Here is an 18,050-nt window from a genome sequence, read left to right on the forward strand (position 1 = left end):
CAGCTGAGCCTGCGTGACCGCTCTACGTGTCGCCATCGTCAACTCCATCCCCGAGTCTGACCCACGCGGGCATCTTCAGATGAGTCAACGACTCCAGCTACGCGGGCATCTTCGATGAGTCAACTCGGCGCTTTGCTCGCGTCGGGCGACGCCGGTATAGTTCGTGCCTGCTGCCGCCCTAGCTCAGTCGGTAGAGCGACGCTCTCGTAAAGCGTAGGTCACGGGTTCGATTCCCGTGGGCGGCTCGGTGGCGAGGGCCCTGGTCGCGATCCGCGCCGGGGCCCTCGCGCAGTAGAGTGCCCGCCATGGCCCAGTTCGACCTGCCCCTCGAGGCGCTGCGCACCTACTCACCCGACATTTCCGAGGCCCCGGGCTTCGACGCCTTCTGGTCCGACACCCTCGCGGCCGATGAGCCCGTCACGCTGCTGACCGAGACCCCGGTGGACAACCGGCAGCGGCTCATTGACACCTACGACCTCACCTTCACCGGATTCGGCGGCGCCCCGGTGCGGGGCTGGCTGCACGTTCCGGCGGGCGCCACGGGTCCGCTGCCCACCGTCGTGCAGTATCACGGCTACTCCGTGTCGCGGGGGATGCCGCTGGCCTCCACGTTCGCGTCCGCGGGCTACGCGCACTTCGTCATGGACAACCGGGGTCAGGGCTGGCACGCCGCCTCGTTGTTCGACCGCACCCCCGACCCGCACCCGGCCGCCGGCGAGTTCGGCCCGCCCGGCCCGATGACCTCCGGCATCGCGGCACCCGAGACGTACTACTACCGGCGACTCCTCACCGACGCCCTGCGGTTCGCGCAGCTCGCGGCCGGCCACCGGCTGGCCGACCCGGACCGGGTCGTGGTGACCGGCGGTTCCCAGGGCGGCTACCTGACCCTCGCCGTGGCGGGCCTCGCGCCGTCCGTGGGGCTGCGCCTCGCCGGGGCGATGCCCGACGTGGCGTTCATGTGCCACATCCGCCGCGCCGTCGGGCTCACCGACGACGCGCCCTTCTCGGACATCGCCCGCTTCATCAAGGCCGCTCCCCACCTCGAGGAGGCCGTCTGGGCGACCCTCGGGCACTACGACGGGGTGTCCTTCGCCCGCCGCGCCGAGTGCCCCGCCCTCTTCTCGGTCGCGCTGGCCGACACCATCTGCCCGCCGTCGACGGTGTTCGCCGCCCACAACGCGTACCCGGCACCCCGCGACATCGTCATCTACCCGCACAGCGGCCACGAGGGAGGCCAGGACGTGCAGACCTGGCGCCAGCTCGGTTGGCTCGCCGAGACCATCTGAGAGCCCCCCATGACTGATCTGTTCGGAGACCACGAGGACCGGTTCACCGATCCCGTCCACCGCGAGTTCCTGCTGCGGCACCGCCGCGACCTGCTCGACTTCTACCAGCCGGAGGTGCGGCTGGCCGACGGCGGCATGGCCTGGATCGGCGCCGACGGCCACGCGATGCCCGAGATGGGTGCCCAGCTGTTCATCGGCGCACGCATGATGCACGTCTTCTCGCTGGCCGCCCTCGAGGGCCGCCCGGGGGCGGGCGACGTCGTCGAGCACGGGCTCGACTTCTACCTCGACGGCGCCGGCCGGGACCACGACCACGACGGCTGGGTGCCGATCGTGGGCGGATCCGCCCCGCAGGACCGCAAGGAGCTCTACGGGACGGCGCAGCTGCTGCTGGCCGCCAGCTCGGCCACCCAGGCGGGGTTCAGCCGAGGCCCCGCGCTGCTGGCCGCCTGCTCCGACCTCATCGACCGTCGTTTCTGGCGCGAGGAGGACGGCATCTGCGTGGAGGGGTTCGACCGGACCTTCACCCACCTCGACGACTACCGGGGCCAGAACGCCAACATGCACCTCACCGAGGCCTACCTGGCGACGTTCGAGGCGACGGGGGAGCGGGTCTACCTGGACCGCGCGCTGTCGATCGCCCGCCGCATCACCGGCGCTGCGGCCTCGGGCGAGGGATCATGGCGGCTGCCGGAGCACTTCACCGCCGACTGGCGCCCCATCCCCGACTACAACGTCGACGACCCGCGCCACGCGTTCCGGCCGTACGGCTCTCAGCCCGGCCACTGGCTCGAGTGGACCAAGCTGCTGCTGCAGCTGCGCGGCCTCGGCGCCGACGAGCCCTGGCTCCTGCCCGCGGCCACCGCCCTGTTCGACGGGGCCCTCGCGGACGCCTGGGGCGACGGCGGGGGGTTCGTCTACACCGTGGACTGGGACGGGCGCCCCGTCGTGGAGGAGCGCTTCTTCTGGGAGGTGGCCGAGGCCATGGGCGCTGCCCGGTACCTGTGGCTCGCGACCGGCGAGCAGCGCTTCCAGGAGTGGTACGAGACGTTCTGGCGCTTCGCCGACAGCCACTTCATCGATCACCGCCTCGGCTCGTGGCACTCCGAACTGGACGTGCACGGCAACCCGGTGGCGCTCACGTGGGACGGCAAGCCCGACCTGTACCACGTGTACCAGGCGACCCTCTACGCGGAGCTGCCCGCGGATCGCGGCTTCGCTGCGCACCTGCGCGCGGCGGGCACGCAGCGGCTCGCGGGTTAGCCGACTCCGCGAGGGTCGGGTGATGTGTGGCCTTGTAGTCTGGTGTCCGCGTCCCCCGACCCGGGGATCACGTCAAGGGAGGAACACGTGTTCGACTGCGCCATCGTCGGGGCTGGCCTGGCAGGGCTCGTGGCCGCGCAATACCTCGCGGACCGCGGGCTGAGCGTCACGGTGCTCGAGGCCCGCGACCGCGTCGGCGGACGAGTCGAGAACCGGGTCCTCAGCGACGGCTCGTACGTCGAGCTGGGCGGCCAGTGGATCGGCCCCGGTTTCGACGAGCTGCAGGCCATCATCGACAGCCTCGGTCTGGAGACCGTCGGGCTGCCCGCCCGCGGCAACCTCGTCGTCCGGCTGCGCGGCCAAGCGCTGGAGGTGCCGTCGACAGACGACAAGCCCGCGCTCACGCCCTTCGAGGTCTCGGACCTGGGGCAGGGCCTGCTCCGGCTGCGCCGCCTGGCCGAGCGCCTGCGCGACGACGCGGCCTGGCGGCGGGCCAACGATGCCTGGCTCAAGCAGGACCTGCGCCGCTGGGTCACCACGAACCTCCGCACGCAGGGCGCCCAGCGCCGCTTCGGCGAGGTCTACTCGGCCGCGTTCGGGCCCATGCCGAAGGGCGCGACGCTGCTCGAGGGCCTCCACCAGGTCAACTCCGGGCCGGACCTCGAGTCCATGCTCGCCAGCAACGGCGGCCTGCACCAGAAGCGTGTGAGCGGCGGCATGGCGACCGTCGCCGAGGCGCTCGCGGCGAAGCTCGGCGACGCCGTGCGGCTGCGCTCCGAGGTCGTCCGCGTCGAGCACGACGACCGCTCGGCCCGCCTGACGCTGGCGGACGGCGCGGTCGTTGAGGCCCGCCAGGTCATCTCGACGCTGCCGCCGCGACTCGCGGTCGCCGTGCCCCACGTGCCCGCGCTGCCCGCGTGGCGGGCCGAGGCCGCCGACAAGGTGGCACCGGGCAACGTCATCAAGGCCTTCCTCATCTACGACAAGCCGTTCTGGCGCGACCTCGGCTACTCCGGCCAGTCCAGCGCCGACGAGGGCGCCGTGCGCGTGACATTCGACACCACCTCGGACAACTCGGATCGCGGCCACCTCATGGGCTTCTTCGAGGGCGCCGACGCCGACAGCCTGTCGCGGCGCTCCGTCACGCTCCGGGAGCGGGCGTTCATCGACTCCGTCGTGCGCACGTTCGGGGAGGTCGCGGCCAAGCCGCTGTCCTACATCGAGCGCGACTGGGCCGCCGAGAAGTTCACCGGCGGCTGTCACGGCGCCCACTTCGCGCCCGGCGTGTGGACCACCAACGGTCCGATCCTCGCCGAGCCCGAGGGCGTGCTGCACTGGGCCGGCGCGGAGTACGCGACGCGCTTCAACGGGTACATGGAGGGCGCGGTGCGCTCCGGGCGCGAGGTGGCCGCTGTTGTCGCCCGCAACCTCGCCTGACCCCCGGCTCGGTCGCCTGCGCCTCGTGGCGCAGGGCCTCGTCTCACGGCCGTTCGCCAGACCGGTCGACGCCGTCGCCGCGTCGATGGCCATGCAGGGCCAGGACCTCCCCGGGGTGCTGGCCTCCGCGGTGCTCCGGACGCGCGCCGGCGTCGCCGACGTCCTCGCCGACCTCGACGCGGGTCGCCTGGTGCGCGGGTACCCGATGCGCGGCACCGTCTTCCTCATGGCCGCCGACGACGTGGCGTGGGTGACCGAGCTGTGCGCACCCCCGACGCTGCGCGCGGCGGAGGCGCGCAGGCACCAGCTGGGGCTCGACGAGCACTCGGTGGACCGGGCCAGGGATCTGGCCCTCGCGGCCCTGGACGGCGGCCCCATCCCGCGGGCCGCGCTCTTCGCCCGCTGGGACGAGCACGGTCTGGTCACGGCCGGCGGACGCGGCTATCACCTCCTGTTCCACCTCATCGCCGGCGGCACCGTCTGTTACGGCCCGTGGAACGGCACCGACCAGGACGTCGTCCTCGCCTCGCGGTGGCTCCCCGCGGGGTCCACGCTCGAGGGCCGGTTCAACGGAGACCGGGTCGCCGCAGTGGGCGAGGTGCTGCGCCGCTACCTCACCAGCCACGGCCCGGCAACGGTGCGCGATCTGGCCTGGTGGACGAAGCTCCGGCTCGCGGAGATCCGCACGGCCTTCGCGCATGCCGAGCCGCACCTGGAGCACGACGGCGCGGCGGAGGAGCGACGCTACTGGCGCCCCGGCCTCCTCGAGGAGGCCGGGGCGGCGGGGCGCCGGTCGTCGGCGCCGCTGCTGCTGCCCGGATTCGACGAATTCATCCTCGGCTACCAGGACCGCCTGTTCGCGCTGACCGAGGCCGACCACCAGCGGCTGGTGCCGGGCAACAACGGCGTCTTCAAGCGCTCGGTCGTGGCCGGGGGCGTCGTGACGGGGGTGTGGTCCCGGGCGGGCCGCCCCGGCCGCCGGTCCCTCAGCGTCGAGGAGTTCACCCCGCTGAGCGCGACGGTGCGCTCCCGGCTGGACGGCCTGTTCCGGTCGTTCCCCTTCGTTGCCGACTGACGCGCGGACGCGGATGAGGGGGCGGCGCCTGTGCGCCGCCCCCTCATCCGGAGCCTGCCTGGTGGGTGCTCGACGGCCGCTAGATGGCCGCTGCTCCCCGCTCGCCGGTGCGGATCCGGACGACCTCGTCGATCGGCGTGGACCAGACCTTGCCGTCACCGACGGCGCCGGTGCGGGCTGCCGCGGTGATCAGGCTGATGATGTCCTCGGCCTCGTCGTCCTCGACCAGGACCTCGATCTTGGCCTTGGTGATGAAGTCGATGGTGTACTCGGCTCCGCGGTAGAACTCCTTGTGGCCCCGCTGACGGGCGTAGCCGGAGCATTCGGTGACGGTCATCCCGGCCACGCCGTGCTGGGCGAGGGCGATCTGGACCTGGGTCAACATGGTGGGCTGGACGATAGCTGTGACGAGCCTCATGCCTGCACATCCTCTCGGGGGGTGGGGACGATCAGCGTCTGCCGAACGCCGTAGGTGGAGTAGCCCACGTGGCTGAGGTCGTAGCCGGTCTCAGCGTGCTCCGCGGTGTCGATGCCCTGGGTCTCGGCGGCCTCGGGGACCCGCAGGCCCATGGCGACGTCGAGGACCTTGGCGATCACGAGGGTGACCACGAAGGAGTACACCAGGACCGCGCCTGCGCCGAGCGCCTGCCGCCACAGCTGGTCGACGCCGCCGCCGTAGAGGAGGCCCGCGACGCCGGCCGGCGAGTCGGGATCGGCAAGGAAGCCGATCGCCAGCGTTCCGACCAGGCCGCCGACGAGGTGGACGCCGACGACGTCGAGCGAGTCGTCGTAGCCGAGGCGGGTCTTCAGGCCGATCGCGAAGGCACACGCCACGCCGGAGAGGACACCGATGATGAGCGCGCCGAGGGGGCTGACGGAGTGTGCGGCGGGCGTGATGCCGACGAGACCCGCGACGATGCCGGAGGCGGCGCCGAGGGACGTGGCGTGGCCGTCGCGGAGGCGCTCGACCGCGAGCCAGGCCAGCATCGCGGCTGCCGCGCCCGCCAGGGTGTTCACCCAGGCGACGCCGGCGGTCGCGTTGGCGCCGAGCGCGGACCCGGCGTTGAAGCCGAACCAGCCGAACCACAGGAGCCCGGCGCCGAGCATGACCAGCGTCAGGTTGTGGGGACGCATGGGGGTGCGGCCGAAGCCGAGGCGCGGGCCGAGGACCAGGGCGAGCGCGAGGGCGGCGGCGCCGGCGTTGATGTGGATGGCGGTGCCGCCGGCGAAGTCGATGGCCGCGATGTCGTTGGCGATGAAGCCGCCGCTCTCAGCGGTGCCGCCGTCGAAGCTGAACACCCAGTGCGCGGCCGGGAAGTACACCAGCAGGGCCCACACCGCGGCGAAGACGGCCCACGCGGAGAACTTCATGCGGTCGGCCACCGCGCCCGAGATGAGGGCCACGGCGATGATGGCGAACGCGGCCTGGAAGCCGGCGAAGACCGCCGCGGGCACCGTGAAGGTGGCCAGCTCCGGATCCATGACACCCGCCATGAACAGGAATTCGAGGGGATTGCCGAGGAAGCCGCCGATGGAGTCGCCGAACGCCATCGAGTAGCCGACCACGACCCAGAGGACCCCGACGATGCCCATCGTCGTGATCGACATCATGAGCATGTTGAGCACGCTCTTGGCTCGGACCATGCCGCCGTAGAAGAACGCGAGACCGGGAGTCATGAGGAGCACCATGGCTGCGCTCACCAGGACCCAGGCGGTGTCGCCCGCAGAGATTTCGAGAACTGTCATGGCGGAAATCCTGCTGGGGCCACGTTTCGGTGGGGCCGTCGCCCGGTAACGGTCCGGTTAGCGAATCGGCGGCCGCGGTAACAGCTCGGGGACGGCGCGTTACCGCCGCGTTAACTAGGGCCGGTTGATGCCCTCGAGCCGCACGATCGAGAAGTCGCCGTCGGCGAGATCGGCCCAGTCACCGTCGACGCTGAAGGTCGTGTACGCCGACGTCGGGAACCAGCACTGCGCCTGGTCCGCTTCGCTGCGGTCGCTGGCGTACGCCAGTTCGGCGACCAGGCTGGGGATGCTGGGGGCGTGGCCGATCACCAGCAGCCCCGTCACCTCCGGGTCCGTCTCACCGATGCGCTGCAGCATGGTCTCGGTGCCCGAGTAGTAGAGGGCGTCCTGGAACTCGGCGGGGATGTCGAGCCCGAGAGCGGCGAACGTCTCCCGGGTGCGGGTCGACGACGACACGATCGCGTACTGCAGGCCCAGCGCGGCGAGCTCCCGACCGGCCGATTGGGCATCCTGGACGCCGCGCGGCATGAGGCGGCGGGCCTTGTCCCCCTGGGGGTTGTTGGCCTCGGTCTTGGCATGGCGCATGAGGACGAGTCGTCGCATGCGTCAGAGCCTACGTCAGGGCCTGACGGCGACGATGAGGTCGCGCTTGATGGAGGAGTCGACGCGGTGCGCGAACCGCTCCCACGCGCCGCCCGACTGCACCGTGAGGCCCGCGTCGGTGAGGATGCCGGCCAGGTCGTCGCGGGACAGCCCGAAGGTGTTCCAGCTCAGGCCGAGCGCCCCGCCGTGCATGAGCTGGCCGGCCCACACCGGCACCGCCTCCCGCAGGAGGCCCGCCGGGGACCGGTCCCGCTTGCCCGCCACGCCCCGGACGTCGGTCCCGGACGCGCCGTGGGCCACGCCGTAGGGGGCGTCGGTGACGATCGCGTCGAACTTCTTGCGGCCGAACAGCGAGGCGGAGTCCCGCGTGTCCCCCGTGAACGCGGTCACGTGCAGCGTGTGGCCGTCGGGGCGGATCTCGGCGTCGAAGCGGCGGCCGATGGCCTTGCCGTCGCGGCGCACCGACGACACGTCAGCGGTGTGCTTGATCCGCTTCCGGCGCAGGTAGGTCTTGAGATACGAGACCATCTGCTCGAACGCCTTCTGGTCCGCCTCGACCCCGTACGCGTCGTGACCGAGCAGCAGCGCCGTCGACAGCGTGGTGCCGCGCCCGGCCAGCGGGTCGAGCACCTGGCGGGGACCGGTCGGTTCGCGCGTGACCGCCGACAGCGTGACGCCCAGGAGCAGGTGCGTGAATTGCTCGTTGGTCTTGCCCGGGTACTTGGGGATCGTGACGAGGTCGTCGTCGAGGATGAACGGGCGGGGGACGGCGACGGGGCGCAGGAGGTCGCCCTCAGCGGCGAACAGCGCGAAGCACGCCGACTGGGCGGCGACGGTCTCGACCTGGCCTGCCGTCAGCTCGGGCGACTCGAACGACAGGTAGCCGACGCCGGCGACGTCGACGTCGGCGATGTCCTGGGCGAAGGGGGCCGTCAGCTCCAGCTCGGCGGCGGTCAGCGGCCCGGCCTCCCCGGCGTACACGCGGTTGGCCGACGGGGTGCGCAGCATGAGGTAGCGGGGCATTGCCCCAGTGTCCCACGAGCCGTGAGGGCGTCGTAACGCGACGGAGCCCCGCCGGGTGGCGGGGCTCCGTGCTCGGGTCTGCTGCTCAGGCCAGGTTCACGTGGTGATGCTCGTAGGGCGTGCCCTTGGCGCGCTCGAACGAGGCCTGCACCTCGGCCTCGGCCTCCTCGCGCCCGGTCCACGTGGCGCCCTCGACGGACTTGCCGGGCTCCAGGTCCTTGTAGACGGAGAAGAAGTGCTCGATCTCGAGGAGCATGTGCTCCGGCACCGACGACAGGTCGGTGATGTGCTTGCGGCGGGTGTCGGCGGTGGCGACGCAGAGCACCTTGTCGTCGCCGCCCATCTCGTCGGTCATCCGGAACATCGCGACGGCGTAGCACTCGATGAGGCAGCCCGGGAACGTCGGGTCCGCGCCGATGACCATCGCGTCGAGCGGGTCACCGTCCTGGCCGAGCGTGCCCTCGACGAACCCGTAGTCGTAGGGGTACTGCGTGGAGGTGAACAGGGTGCGGTCCAGCCGGATCCGCCCCGTGTTGTGGTCCATTTCGTACTTGTTCTTCGTGCCCTTGGGGATCTCCACGGTGACGTCGAACAGGATCCGGCGGCCGGGGTCCACGGGGGTGACGCCGACGGGTGCGTCTTCGCTCACTGAGGCACTCCTATGATTGAGATCGGTGCCCGCCATCGCTGCGGGTCAGCTACCCCTGCAGGATACAGGCTCGGAGGAACCCTTGACACGCACGAGCGTCGCGCGGCCGGTGCTCGCGTGGCTGCTCGTGGGCGCGATCCTCGCGGCCGCGTTCGTGGTCGCGCTGTACCGCGAGCCGCTGGCCGCCTCGGCCGGCCTGGCGCGCGACGGTGCCCCCTCCACGGCCCCGCCGTCGCTGTTCGCGCCGCCGCCGTCGCCTGAGCCGCAGCTCGGCGACGCGGGTCTGGCCGGGGCCGCGACGCCCGCCGTTCCCGGCGTCGTGCCTGGTCGGCCGGCCCTGGACGCGCGCATCGCCGCCCTGGGACGCGCCGAGCTCGTCGGTGTCGACGGCGCCGCGGCGCAGGTGGCCTGGCACGCCGTCGACGTGGCGACGGGAGACGTCGTCGCCTCCAGCGGCGCGGACGCCCTGCTCATCCCGGCGTCCAACACCAAGACGCTCACCACCGTGGCCGTCATGAACGTCTTTTCAGGCGAGGAGCGTTTCGCCACCACGGTCGTGCAGCCGGAGCCCGGCCGCATCGTGCTGGTCGGGGGCGGAGACCCCTTGCTCGCCGCCGAGCCGGCGGCCCCCGACGCCTACCCGCGACCCGCCTCGCTGCGGGAGCTGGCCGCCGTGACGGCCGCCACCCTCCTCGCGGGAGGCCAGACGAGCGTCACGCTCGGTGTCGACGCGGGGCTGTTCCCCGGGCCTGGCTGGAACGACGTCTGGCCGGCGAACTACCGCGACCAGGTCACCGAGCTGTCGGCGCTGTGGGCCGACGAGAGGCGCACGGGCGGTGGGCGCAGCCGCACGGCCGCGCTCGACGCCGCCGCCCTATTCGCCGCGCAGCTCGCGGAGGCCGGCGTCGCCGTCGTGGGGCCGCCCGTGGCCGCCGCCCGGTCCGGCGCGGAGATCGCCCGCGTGGAGTCGCTGCCCGTGCACGTCCTCGTCGAGACCGCCATGCAGCGGTCCAACAACTCATTCACCGAGGTCCTGGGGCTGCAGCTGGCGCTGGCCACCGGGCGCCCCGCGACGTTCGCCGGCGCCGTGGCCGCGATCGAGGAGCAACTCACGGCGCTCGGCCTGTGGGATGCGGGGGCGGTCCTGACCGACGCGTCCGGCCTCAGCCGCAGCAACCGGGTCACGGCCCGGATGCTGGCCGACGCCGTCCGCCGGATGCAGACCGATCCGCGGCTGTCGGTGATCCTCGACGGGCTGCCGACGGCGGGCGTCACCGGGACGCTGGCCGACCGGTTCACCGACGCGGTCGCCGAGCCCGCCCGCGGCGTCGTCAGGGCCAAGACGGGCACGCTGTCACTCGTGGCGAGCCTCGCCGGGACCACGCAGACGGCCGACGACCGCGAGCTCGCGTTCGCTGTTGTCGTCAACGGAGCCCCGAACGGGTGGGCGGCCAAGGTCTGGACGGACCAGGTGGCCGGCGTCATCGCGTCGTGTGGATGCTGATGGAGCATCGCCCCGCGCTCGACTGGTCGGTGGCGCGCCGTGTCGCGGCCGTCACCGACGGTCAGCCCCCCGCGGTCGCACGGCCGGAGGTGGTGCGGCTGGTCGCCGACCTGCGGGTCACGGCACGGCGCGCCGGGGAGCTGGCCGCCCGGCACCTCCGCCTCGACGGCGGTGGCGCCGCCGAGATCCGGGTCGTCGACCGCCCGGGCTGGGCGCGGGCCGCCCGCCGGATGGCCGAGTCGGCGCTCGACGACCTGGGGCTTCCCGAGCGTCCCGGAGGGGCGATGACGCGCCTGCGCGCCGTCGGCAACGGGCTGGCGGCCGGCGCGGCCCTCGGCCTGGTGAGCCGCCGCATGCTCGGCCAGTACGACGCCCTGACCGGCGATGACGCGCTCTACCTGGTGGCCCCCACCATCGTCGAGCACGAGCGCAGCCACGGCTTCGTCCCCGCGGACTTCCGCCTGTGGATCGCGCTGCACGAGCAGACCCACGCGCTGCAGTTCCGCCTCGCCCCGTGGCTGCGGGGACACCTGAGCGACCTCATGCTCCGTCTGGCGGGCGACGACGCGGGACTCCTGGAGGGGCTGGCCGGCTGGCGCGCGACCCGGGACGCCGCAGCGCTGCTCGCCTCGCGACCCGGGCGGGAGGACCTGACCCGGCTGACGGCCGCCATGACCTTCCTCGAGGGACACGCCGATCACGTCGCGGACACCGTCGGGCGCCGGCACGTCCGGACCGTGGCGACCCTCCGCCGCGCCTTCCGCCGCCCCGAGGGAACCCTCATCAGCCGCGTGTCGCGCACGCTGGACAAGGGCGCGCAGTACCGCGACGGGCTCGCATTCTGTCGCGCGGTCCGGGCCGCGCGGGGGGCAGGCGCGCTGGGCGCCGCCTTCCACGACCCTGCCGCGCTGCCGACGGCCGCCGAGATCGCCGACCCCCGCTCGTGGCTGAACCGCGTCCATGGCTAGGCGCGAACTGGGCCCGGCCGCGCTGCGGGTGGCGCAGGCGGTCGCCGCGGTGCTGCCCGCGGGCGAGGTCGTGGTGGGCTGCTCCGGCGGCGCCGACTCGCTCGCGCTGGCGCTCGGGGCGAGTTGGGCCGGCCGCCGGTCGGGCACGGCGGTGCGGGCGATCGTCGTCGATCATCGGCTCCAGCCGGCCTCCGGTGAGGTCGCCGAGGCGGTGCGGGAACTGCTGAGCGGCAGGGGGATCCCCACGACCGTCGCCCCGGTGACCGTCGACACCGCGCATCCCGGCGGGCTGGAGGCCGCCGCCCGCGACGCTCGCCTCGCCGCACTGGCCGCGCCCGGGCTGCCGGTCCTGCTCGGCCACACGCTGGACGACCAGGCCGAGACGGTACTGCTGGGCCTGTTGCGGGGATCCGGGACCAGGGCCCTGGCGGGCATGGCCCCGCACCGGCCCCCCTTCCTGCGGCCCCTGCTGGGCCTGCGCCGAACGGACACGATCAACGCCTGCGCCGAGTGGGGGGTGCGGCCGTGGGACGACCCGATGAACGTCGACCCGCGGTTCGCGCGCGTCGCGGTGCGCGGCCACCTCCGGGACCTGGCGGACGCGGTCGGCCGCGACGTCGCCCCCGCACTAGCCCGTACCGCCGAGCTGGCCAGGGCGGACGCGGACCTCCTCGACGACCTCGCCGCCGCCGTGGACGTCGGCGACGACCTGCCCGTCGCCGACGTGGCGCCGCTGCCGACGGCGTTGCGCCGGCGGGTCATCCACCGCTGGCTGACGCGGCACACCGAGCCGACGATGGCGCACGTGCTCGCCGTCGCGGCGCTGTGCGAGCGGTGGCACGGCCAGGGCCCCGTCGCGGTCCCGGGTGGCCAGGTGGCCCGGCGGGAGGGGACGCTCCGGTTCGATAGGGCGGGTGCGTCCGGGATTCGGGCGCGATAGGCTGCGCTGCGTGGATGCCGCTGACGTTGCTGATGACCTCGAGAAGGTGCTCTTCTCCTCGGACCAGATCCAGGCCCGCGTGGCCGAGATCGCCGCGCTGATCGACGCCGACTACCAGGGCCGCGACGTCCTGCTCGTCGGGGTGCTCAACGGCGCCGTTATGGTGATGAGCGATCTGCAGCGCGCGATGCACAGCCACGTCGAGATGGACTGGATGGCGGTGAGTTCCTACGGCTCCGGCATGCAGTCAAGCGGCGTCGTGCGGATCCTCAAGGACCTCAGCGTCGACATCGAGGGCCGCGACGTCATCGTCGTGGAGGACATCATCGACACCGGCCTCACACTGTCCTACCTGATGAGCAACCTGGCCTCCCGCGGTCCGGCGTCACTGGAGATCATGACGATGTTCCGCAAGCCGGACGCTGCGCAGATCGACGTTCCGGTGAAGTACGTCGGCTTCGAGATTCCCAACGAGTTCGTCGTGGGCTACGGGCTGGACTACGCCGGCCGGTACCGCAACCTGCGCGACGTCGGGACGCTCGCACCGCACGTCTACAGCTGATCGGCCGCGCCCGGGGCCGGTTGTGGGCGCTGGTAGTGTGACGGTGCGCTCGCTGTCGCCTCACTAGATCGGTCCCGACGTTGCAGAAGTTCTTCAAGAGCCCGGTTGCCTGGATCCTCATCAGCCTCCTCGTGCTGTTGCTCGGCATGCAGGTGCTCTCCACCGTCACCGGCTACCGCACGGTGCCGACGTCGGAGTCGCTCGGCGTCCTCGCCGGCGACGAGCGGCTGCAGGAGGTGCTCCTGGTCGACGGCGAACAGGTCATCCAGATCACCGACGAGGCCGGCGCCAAGACGCAGTCCTACTGGGTGGGCAATCAGGTCGACGACATCGTCCCCATGCTCGAGGCCCGCGAGCAGGCCGGCACGCTGGACCGTTGGTCGGCGCGCAACCCCAGCCCGAGCGTCTGGTCGATGTTCCTCTACACCGGCCTGCCGTTCCTCCTGATGCTCCTGGTGTTCTTCTGGATCATGCGCTCGGTCTCCGGAGGCGGGGCCGGCGGTCCGCTGTCGTTCGGCAAGTCGAAGGCCAAGCTGGTCGCCAAGGACACCCCGAAGACCACGTTCAAGGACGTCGCCGGCGCTGCGGAGGCCGTCGAGGAACTCGAGGAGATCAAGGAGTTCCTGGCCGAGCCCGCCAAGTTCCAGAAGCTGGGCGCCAAGATCCCCAAGGGCGTGCTGCTGTACGGCCCACCCGGCACCGGCAAGACGCTGCTCGCCCGCGCGGTCGCGGGGGAGGCGGGCGTACCGTTCTTCTCCATCTCCGGCTCGGACTTCGTCGAGATGTTCGTCGGCGTCGGCGCCTCGCGCGTCCGGGACCTGTTCAACCAGGCCAAGGAGAACGCGCCGGCCATCATCTTCATCGACGAGATCGACGCCGTCGGCCGGCACCGCGGCGCGGGCCTGGGCGGCGGCCATGACGAGCGCGAGCAGACCCTCAACCAGCTGCTGGTCGAGATGGACGGCTTCGACGTCCGCGGCGGCGTCATCCTCATCGCGGCCACCAACCGGCCCGACGTGCTGGACCCGGCGCTGCTGCGCCCCGGTCGCTTCGACCGGCAGATCGGCATCGAGGCGCCGGACGTCGACGGCCGGCTCAAGATCCTGCAGGTCCACGCGAAGGGCAAGCCGCTCGCGAGCGACGTCGACCTGGCGTCCATCGCGCGCCGCACGCCCGGCTTCTCCGGCGCGGACCTGGCCAACGTGCTCAACGAGGCGGCGCTCCTGGCGGCGCGCATGAACCAGGAGATGATCCGCCAACCCCAGCTCGACGAGGCGATCGACCGGGTCATCGCCGGCCCCCAGAAGCGCACCCGCCTCATGAACGACCGCGAGCGGCTCATCACCGCCTACCACGAGGGCGGCCACGCCCTCGTCGCGGCCGCCATGCCGGGCAATGACCCGGTACAGAAGGTGACGATCCTGCCGCGGGGCCGGGCCCTCGGCTACACCATGGTGATGCCCGACGCGGACAAGTACTCCCAGACGCGCGGCGAGCTGCTGGACCAGATGGCCTACATGATGGGCGGCCGCGCCGCCGAAGAGCTCGTGTTCCACGACCCGACCACCGGGGCGTCCAACGACATCGAGAAGGCGACCCGCGTGGCGCGCGCCATGGTCATGCAGTTCGGCATGAGCGAGCGCGTCGGGGCCGTCAAGCTCGGCGGCGGGGACTCGGAGCCCTTCATGGGCATGCGCGGCACCGACTCCACGCAGGAGTTCTCCGAGGCGATGGCCGCGGTCGTCGACGAGGAGGTGGCGGCGCTCATCCACACCGCCCACCAGGAGGCGTTCGACGTCCTGCACGAGAACCGTGACGTGCTCGACGAACTCGTCCGGCAGCTGTTCGCGAAGGAGACGCTCAACAAGGCCGAGGTGGCCGAGGTGTTCAAGCCGCTGCGCCGGCGGCCGAAGCGTCCGGCGTGGACCGGCTCGGACCTGCGACAGCCGTCCCAGGTCCCCCCGGTCGAGGTCCCCCCGGCGCCCGAGCGGCCCGCGGACCTGCCGGTGCCCGTCCCGTCCCCGCCGTCGCCTCCGACCGGCCCGGACTTCCGTCCCGGCGGGGATCCGCAGCCACCCGAGACCGGACCCTCCCCGTGGGGCCCGCCCGTCCCGCCCGCGGGGCACTGACATGGCGATCGACGAGGCGCGCGCGGCCGCGGCCGTCCGCGAGCTGCTGCTCGCCATCGGCGAGGACCCGGAGCGCGACGGGCTGCAGGAGACGCCGGAGCGCGTCGCCCGCGCCTGGGGCGAGCTGCTCGCCGGCCACGGCGCCGACGCGTCGGGCGTGCTGGGCAAGACCTTCGACATCGCGCACGACGAGATGGTGCTGGTCAAGGACATCGAGCTGGTCAGCACCTGTGAGCACCACATGCTGCCCTTCACCGGGGTGGCGCACGTGGGCTACATCCCGTCCGAGAGCGGTCGGGTCACCGGCCTGTCGAAGCTGGCGCGGCTCGTCGACATCTTCGCCCGCCGGCTCCAGGTGCAGGAACGGCTCACCACCCAGATCGCCGACGCGCTCGTCGAGCACCTCGACGCGCGCGGCGTGATCGTCGTCGTCGAGGCCGAGCACACGTGCATGACCATGCGCGGCGTCCGCAAGCCCGGCAGCCGCACCGTGACGTCGGCGGTCCGCGGCATCCTGCGTCACCCCGCCACCCGGGCCGAGGCGATGAGCCTGATCATCGGGCGGTGACCGCGTGACCCTCGTCATGGGCATCGTCAATGTGACGCCCGATTCATTCTCCGACGGCGGGCGCTTCCTCGACCCGCAGCTCGCGGTCGACCACGCCCGCCGGCTGCTCGCCGACGGCGCGTCGATCATCGATGTCGGTGGCGAATCGACCCGCCCCGGCGCCGCCCGGGTCACCGAGGCCGACGAGCTGGAGCGCGTCATCCCCGTCGTCCGGGCGCTGGCCGCCGACGGTGTCGCGGTGTCGGTCGACACCATGCGGGCCGGGGTCGCGCAGGCGGCCATCGACGTCGGGGCCGCGCTCATCAACGACGTGTCGGGCGGCAGGGCGGATTCGGATCTGCTCGGGGTCGTCGCGCGATCCCGGGCGGAGCTCGTCGTCATGCATTGGCGGGCCCACTCCAGCGAGATGCAGGGCCGCGCCCAGTACGGCGACGTCGTCACCGAGGTGCTCGCCGAGCTGCTCGAGCAACGCGACGCCGCACTGGAGGCCGGGATCCCGGCCGAGCGCATCATCCTCGACCCGGGGCTCGGGTTCGCCAAGGCCTGGGACCACAACTGGACCCTGCTCCGGCACCTCGACCGCTTCGCGGCCGACGGACACCGGGTGCTCGTGGGCGCGTCGCGCAAGGCCTTCCTCGGGGAACTCCTGGGCGGGCGCGAGCCACGGGGCCGCGACGCCGCCACCGCCGCGGTGTCGTTCTGGTGCGCCTTGCACCGGGTGTGGGCCGTGCGCACCCACGACGTCGCCGCCCAGGCCGACGCCGTCGCCGTCGCCCGCCGCCTCCTGGCCGAGGCCCCCCTCACGCTCACATGAGCCTCCCGGCGCCCTCACCCGACGAGCCGTGCGCTAGGGTCGAGTCGACCGAAGGGAGCGAAGAGATCGACCGCATCACGCTGACGGGACTGACCGCGACCGGGTACCACGGGGTCTTCGACCATGAGCGTCGGGACGGCCAGCCGTTCGTCGTCGACGTCGTTCTCGAACTCCCCGTCGACACCCGCAGTGACGACCTGGCGACCACGGTGGACTACGGCGCGGTGGCCCGGGACGTCGAGGACGTCGTCACGGGAGAGCCGCGCAACCTCATTGAGACGGTGGCAGGCGAGATTGCGGAGCGGTGCCTCGCTCATGGCAGAGTGGAGCGTGTCACCGTCACGGTGCACAAGCCGAGTGCACCGCTCAGCCAGACCTTCACGGATGTTGCCGTCACGATCAGCAGGAGTAGACATGTCTAACGGTCCCTTCGATATCGATGTCGACACGCTGGGCAATCTGCGCCCCATCTCGAAGGTGGTGTTCAGCCTCGGCTCCAACATGGGGGACTCTGCCAGCATCCTGCAGGAGGCGGTCGACTACCTGGCCGAGACGCCGGACCTCATCGTCGTCGACGTGTCGCCGGTCTACGAGACCAAGCCGGTCGGCGACATCCAGGACCAACCGGACTTCCTCAACCTCGTCGTCGTGGCGGAGTCGACCCTGGAGCCGCTGACGCTGCTCGACCGCGCCCAGGCCATCGAGGAGAACTTCGGCCGCACCCGCGACCTGCGCCACGGTCCGCGCACCCTCGACATCGACATCATCATGGTCGGCAAGCGCATCTCGGAGGACAGCATCGAGCTGCCGCACCCGCGCGCACACGAGCGCGCCTTCGTCCTGGTGCCGTGGTCCGACATCGATCCCGCCGCCGAGATCGCCGGCCACGGCCGGGTCGTGGACCTGCTCGACGAGGTGGACACCTCGACGGTCACCCGCCGCGACGACGTCGTCGTCACCGCCGCCACGGGATTTTGAGCGGAGACGGCCGGCTCGGTCTGACCACCGCCCGTCAGGCCGTCATCTCGGTTCTCGCGGGCGCCGTCGTCTGCGGCCTCATCCTGCTCGGGTTCGAGGCGGCGGGCTCGTTCCCGCCGGTGGTGCCGTGGTCGGTGCCCGCTCTGATGCTCCTGCTGGCCGTGGGCGTCGCGGTGTACGCCCGACTGCTGCCCCGGCGGATCGAGGAGCGCCGCGTGGAGCCGCAGGAGTCCGTGGCCGCCCTGGCGGTCGGCAAGTCGATGATCATGACCGGCGCCGTGCTGGCCGGCGCGCACGTCGTGTACGTGGCGCGGTTCCTGCAGCTGTTCGAGGCGCCGTTGCCGTCGGCACGCGTCGTACAGGGGATCGCCACGATCATCGCGGCGCTGCTCCTGGCCGTGGCCGGTGCGATGCTGGAGCGGGCCTGCGTGGTGCACGACGATGACGACGACGACAAGCCCGGCGGCACCGGGGCGGCCTCGCCGGCCTGAGCCGACACGCCCAC

At 72.3% G+C, this 18,050-nt stretch carries 19 protein-coding genes and 1 tRNA gene; 15 read left to right on the plus strand and 5 right to left on the minus strand.

Annotation, left to right across the window (positions count from 1 at the left end; all coding sequences use genetic code 11):
* The first annotated feature begins 172 nt into the window (after nucleotides 1-172).
* The 5 genes from BCR15_RS02460 to BCR15_RS02480 all read left to right on the plus strand — a co-directional run bounded on the left by BCR15_RS02460 (nucleotide 173) and on the right by BCR15_RS02480 (nucleotide 5,061).
* Nucleotides 173-245: transfer RNA gene (locus BCR15_RS02460), tRNA-Thr, on the plus strand.
* A 60-nt stretch (nucleotides 246-305) separates the two neighbouring features.
* A complete protein-coding gene (locus BCR15_RS02465; RefSeq protein ID WP_068750106.1) occupies nucleotides 306-1,286 on the plus strand; it encodes an acetylxylan esterase in 981 nt (326 codons plus the stop codon).
* 9 nt (nucleotides 1,287-1,295) lie between these two features.
* The gene (locus BCR15_RS02470) at nucleotides 1,296-2,549 is read left to right on the plus strand and encodes an AGE family epimerase/isomerase (protein ID WP_068750108.1); all 1,254 of its coding nucleotides are present in this window, start codon (nucleotides 1,296-1,298) and stop codon (nucleotides 2,547-2,549) included.
* A gap of 87 nt (nucleotides 2,550-2,636) precedes the next feature.
* On the plus strand, nucleotides 2,637-3,986 hold the full coding sequence (locus BCR15_RS02475; protein ID WP_068750110.1) for a flavin monoamine oxidase family protein: 1,350 nt from the start codon (nucleotides 2,637-2,639) through the stop codon (nucleotides 3,984-3,986).
* Nucleotides 3,964-5,061, plus strand: a complete 1,098-nt coding sequence (locus tag BCR15_RS02480; RefSeq protein ID WP_068750112.1) for a winged helix DNA-binding domain-containing protein — start codon at nucleotides 3,964-3,966, stop codon at nucleotides 5,059-5,061. Before BCR15_RS02475 ends, BCR15_RS02480 begins: the two co-directional genes overlap by 23 nt.
* 79 nt (nucleotides 5,062-5,140) lie before the next feature.
* Here the strand turns inward: BCR15_RS02480 and BCR15_RS02485 are convergent, their stop codons facing one another.
* From BCR15_RS02485 to BCR15_RS02505, 5 genes are all read right to left on the minus strand, one after another.
* Entirely contained in the window at nucleotides 5,141-5,479 is a 339-nt protein-coding gene (locus tag BCR15_RS02485) for a P-II family nitrogen regulator (protein WP_068750113.1), read from the minus strand.
* The gene (locus BCR15_RS02490; protein ID WP_068750115.1) at nucleotides 5,476-6,807 is read right to left on the minus strand and encodes an ammonium transporter; all 1,332 of its coding nucleotides are present in this window, start codon (nucleotides 6,805-6,807) and stop codon (nucleotides 5,476-5,478) included. Before BCR15_RS02490 ends, BCR15_RS02485 begins: the two co-directional genes overlap by 4 nt.
* A 114-nt stretch (nucleotides 6,808-6,921) precedes the next feature.
* On the minus strand, nucleotides 6,922-7,410 hold the full coding sequence (locus tag BCR15_RS02495) for a SixA phosphatase family protein (protein ID WP_068750117.1): 489 nt from the start codon (nucleotides 7,408-7,410) through the stop codon (nucleotides 6,922-6,924).
* A 15-nt stretch (nucleotides 7,411-7,425) separates the two neighbouring features.
* Entirely contained in the window at nucleotides 7,426-8,433 is a 1,008-nt protein-coding gene (locus tag BCR15_RS02500) for a TRM11 family SAM-dependent methyltransferase (RefSeq protein WP_068750119.1), read from the minus strand.
* Nucleotides 8,434-8,518: 85 nt separating this feature from the next.
* A complete protein-coding gene (locus tag BCR15_RS02505) occupies nucleotides 8,519-9,049 on the minus strand; it encodes an inorganic diphosphatase (RefSeq protein ID WP_068750213.1) in 531 nt (176 codons plus the stop codon).
* 115 nt (nucleotides 9,050-9,164) lie between these two features.
* Here BCR15_RS02505 and dacB point away from each other — a divergent pair, with 115 nt between their 5' ends.
* The 10 genes from dacB to BCR15_RS02555 all read left to right on the plus strand — a co-directional run bounded on the left by dacB (nucleotide 9,165) and on the right by BCR15_RS02555 (nucleotide 18,036).
* Complete coding sequence (gene dacB, locus BCR15_RS02510) at nucleotides 9,165-10,586, plus strand: D-alanyl-D-alanine carboxypeptidase/D-alanyl-D-alanine endopeptidase (protein ID WP_176715172.1); 1,422 nt, start codon at nucleotides 9,165-9,167, stop codon at nucleotides 10,584-10,586.
* Nucleotides 10,580-11,554: a zinc-dependent metalloprotease gene (locus tag BCR15_RS02515; protein WP_068750121.1), complete on the plus strand. Its 975-nt coding sequence runs from the start codon at nucleotides 10,580-10,582 to the stop codon at nucleotides 11,552-11,554. Before dacB ends, BCR15_RS02515 begins: the two co-directional genes overlap by 7 nt.
* Nucleotides 11,547-12,494 carry a tRNA lysidine(34) synthetase TilS gene (gene tilS, locus BCR15_RS02520; protein ID WP_068750123.1) on the plus strand — a complete coding sequence of 316 codons (948 nt, stop codon included), beginning with the start codon at nucleotides 11,547-11,549 and terminating at the stop codon, nucleotides 12,492-12,494. Before BCR15_RS02515 ends, tilS begins: the two co-directional genes overlap by 8 nt.
* A 10-nt stretch (nucleotides 12,495-12,504) precedes the next feature.
* Entirely contained in the window at nucleotides 12,505-13,056 is a 552-nt protein-coding gene (hpt, locus tag BCR15_RS02525) for a hypoxanthine phosphoribosyltransferase (protein WP_068750125.1), read from the plus strand.
* 80 nt (nucleotides 13,057-13,136) lie between these two features.
* Nucleotides 13,137-15,185 carry an ATP-dependent zinc metalloprotease FtsH gene (gene ftsH, locus BCR15_RS02530; RefSeq protein ID WP_068750127.1) on the plus strand — a complete coding sequence of 683 codons (2,049 nt, stop codon included), beginning with the start codon at nucleotides 13,137-13,139 and terminating at the stop codon, nucleotides 15,183-15,185.
* A 1-nt stretch (nucleotide 15,186) separates the two neighbouring features.
* Nucleotides 15,187-15,753, plus strand: coding sequence for a GTP cyclohydrolase I FolE (gene folE, locus BCR15_RS02535; protein WP_068750129.1), 567 nt, complete (start codon nucleotides 15,187-15,189; stop codon nucleotides 15,751-15,753).
* Between the two features lie 16 nt (nucleotides 15,754-15,769).
* Nucleotides 15,770-16,567, plus strand: a complete 798-nt coding sequence (gene folP / locus BCR15_RS02540; RefSeq protein WP_068750217.1) for a dihydropteroate synthase — start codon at nucleotides 15,770-15,772, stop codon at nucleotides 16,565-16,567.
* Entirely contained in the window at nucleotides 16,564-16,989 is a 426-nt protein-coding gene (gene folB / locus BCR15_RS02545; RefSeq protein WP_078920086.1) for a dihydroneopterin aldolase, read from the plus strand. Before folP ends, folB begins: the two co-directional genes overlap by 4 nt.
* Nucleotides 16,982-17,545, plus strand: coding sequence for a 2-amino-4-hydroxy-6-hydroxymethyldihydropteridine diphosphokinase (gene folK / locus BCR15_RS02550; protein WP_068750131.1), 564 nt, complete (start codon nucleotides 16,982-16,984; stop codon nucleotides 17,543-17,545). Before folB ends, folK begins: the two co-directional genes overlap by 8 nt.
* Nucleotides 17,542-18,036, plus strand: coding sequence for a DUF3180 domain-containing protein (locus tag BCR15_RS02555; RefSeq protein ID WP_068750132.1), 495 nt, complete (start codon nucleotides 17,542-17,544; stop codon nucleotides 18,034-18,036). Before folK ends, BCR15_RS02555 begins: the two co-directional genes overlap by 4 nt.
* Nucleotides 18,037-18,050 lie beyond the last annotated feature (14 nt).

This window comes from Tessaracoccus lapidicaptus, from assembly GCF_001693815.1.
Classification (GTDB): domain Bacteria; phylum Actinomycetota; class Actinomycetes; order Propionibacteriales; family Propionibacteriaceae; genus Arachnia; species Arachnia lapidicapta.

Bases quoted from the DNA above. Each gene is read 5' to 3' on its own strand.
- BCR15_RS02465 (WP_068750106.1), top strand. From the start codon at position 306: ATGGCCCAGTTCGACCTGCCCCTCGAGGCGCTGCGCACCTACTCACCC.
- BCR15_RS02470 (WP_068750108.1), top strand. From the start codon at position 1,296: ATGACTGATCTGTTCGGAGACCACGAGGACCGGTTCACCGATCCCGTC.
- BCR15_RS02485 (WP_068750113.1), bottom strand. From the start codon at position 5,479: ATGAGGCTCGTCACAGCTATCGTCCAGCCCACCATGTTGACCCAGGTC.
- BCR15_RS02490 (WP_068750115.1), bottom strand. From the start codon at position 6,807: ATGACAGTTCTCGAAATCTCTGCGGGCGACACCGCCTGGGTCCTGGTG.
- BCR15_RS02495 (WP_068750117.1), bottom strand. From the start codon at position 7,410: ATGCGACGACTCGTCCTCATGCGCCATGCCAAGACCGAGGCCAACAAC.
- BCR15_RS02500 (WP_068750119.1), bottom strand. From the start codon at position 8,433: ATGCCCCGCTACCTCATGCTGCGCACCCCGTCGGCCAACCGCGTGTAC.
- BCR15_RS02515 (WP_068750121.1), top strand. From the start codon at position 10,580: ATGCTGATGGAGCATCGCCCCGCGCTCGACTGGTCGGTGGCGCGCCGT.
- tilS (WP_068750123.1), top strand. From the start codon at position 11,547: ATGGCTAGGCGCGAACTGGGCCCGGCCGCGCTGCGGGTGGCGCAGGCG.
- folE (WP_068750129.1), top strand. From the start codon at position 15,187: ATGGCGATCGACGAGGCGCGCGCGGCCGCGGCCGTCCGCGAGCTGCTG.
- folP (WP_068750217.1), top strand. From the start codon at position 15,770: ATGGGCATCGTCAATGTGACGCCCGATTCATTCTCCGACGGCGGGCGC.
- folB (WP_078920086.1), top strand. From the start codon at position 16,564: ATGAGCCTCCCGGCGCCCTCACCCGACGAGCCGTGCGCTAGGGTCGAG.
- folK (WP_068750131.1), top strand. From the start codon at position 16,982: ATGTCTAACGGTCCCTTCGATATCGATGTCGACACGCTGGGCAATCTG.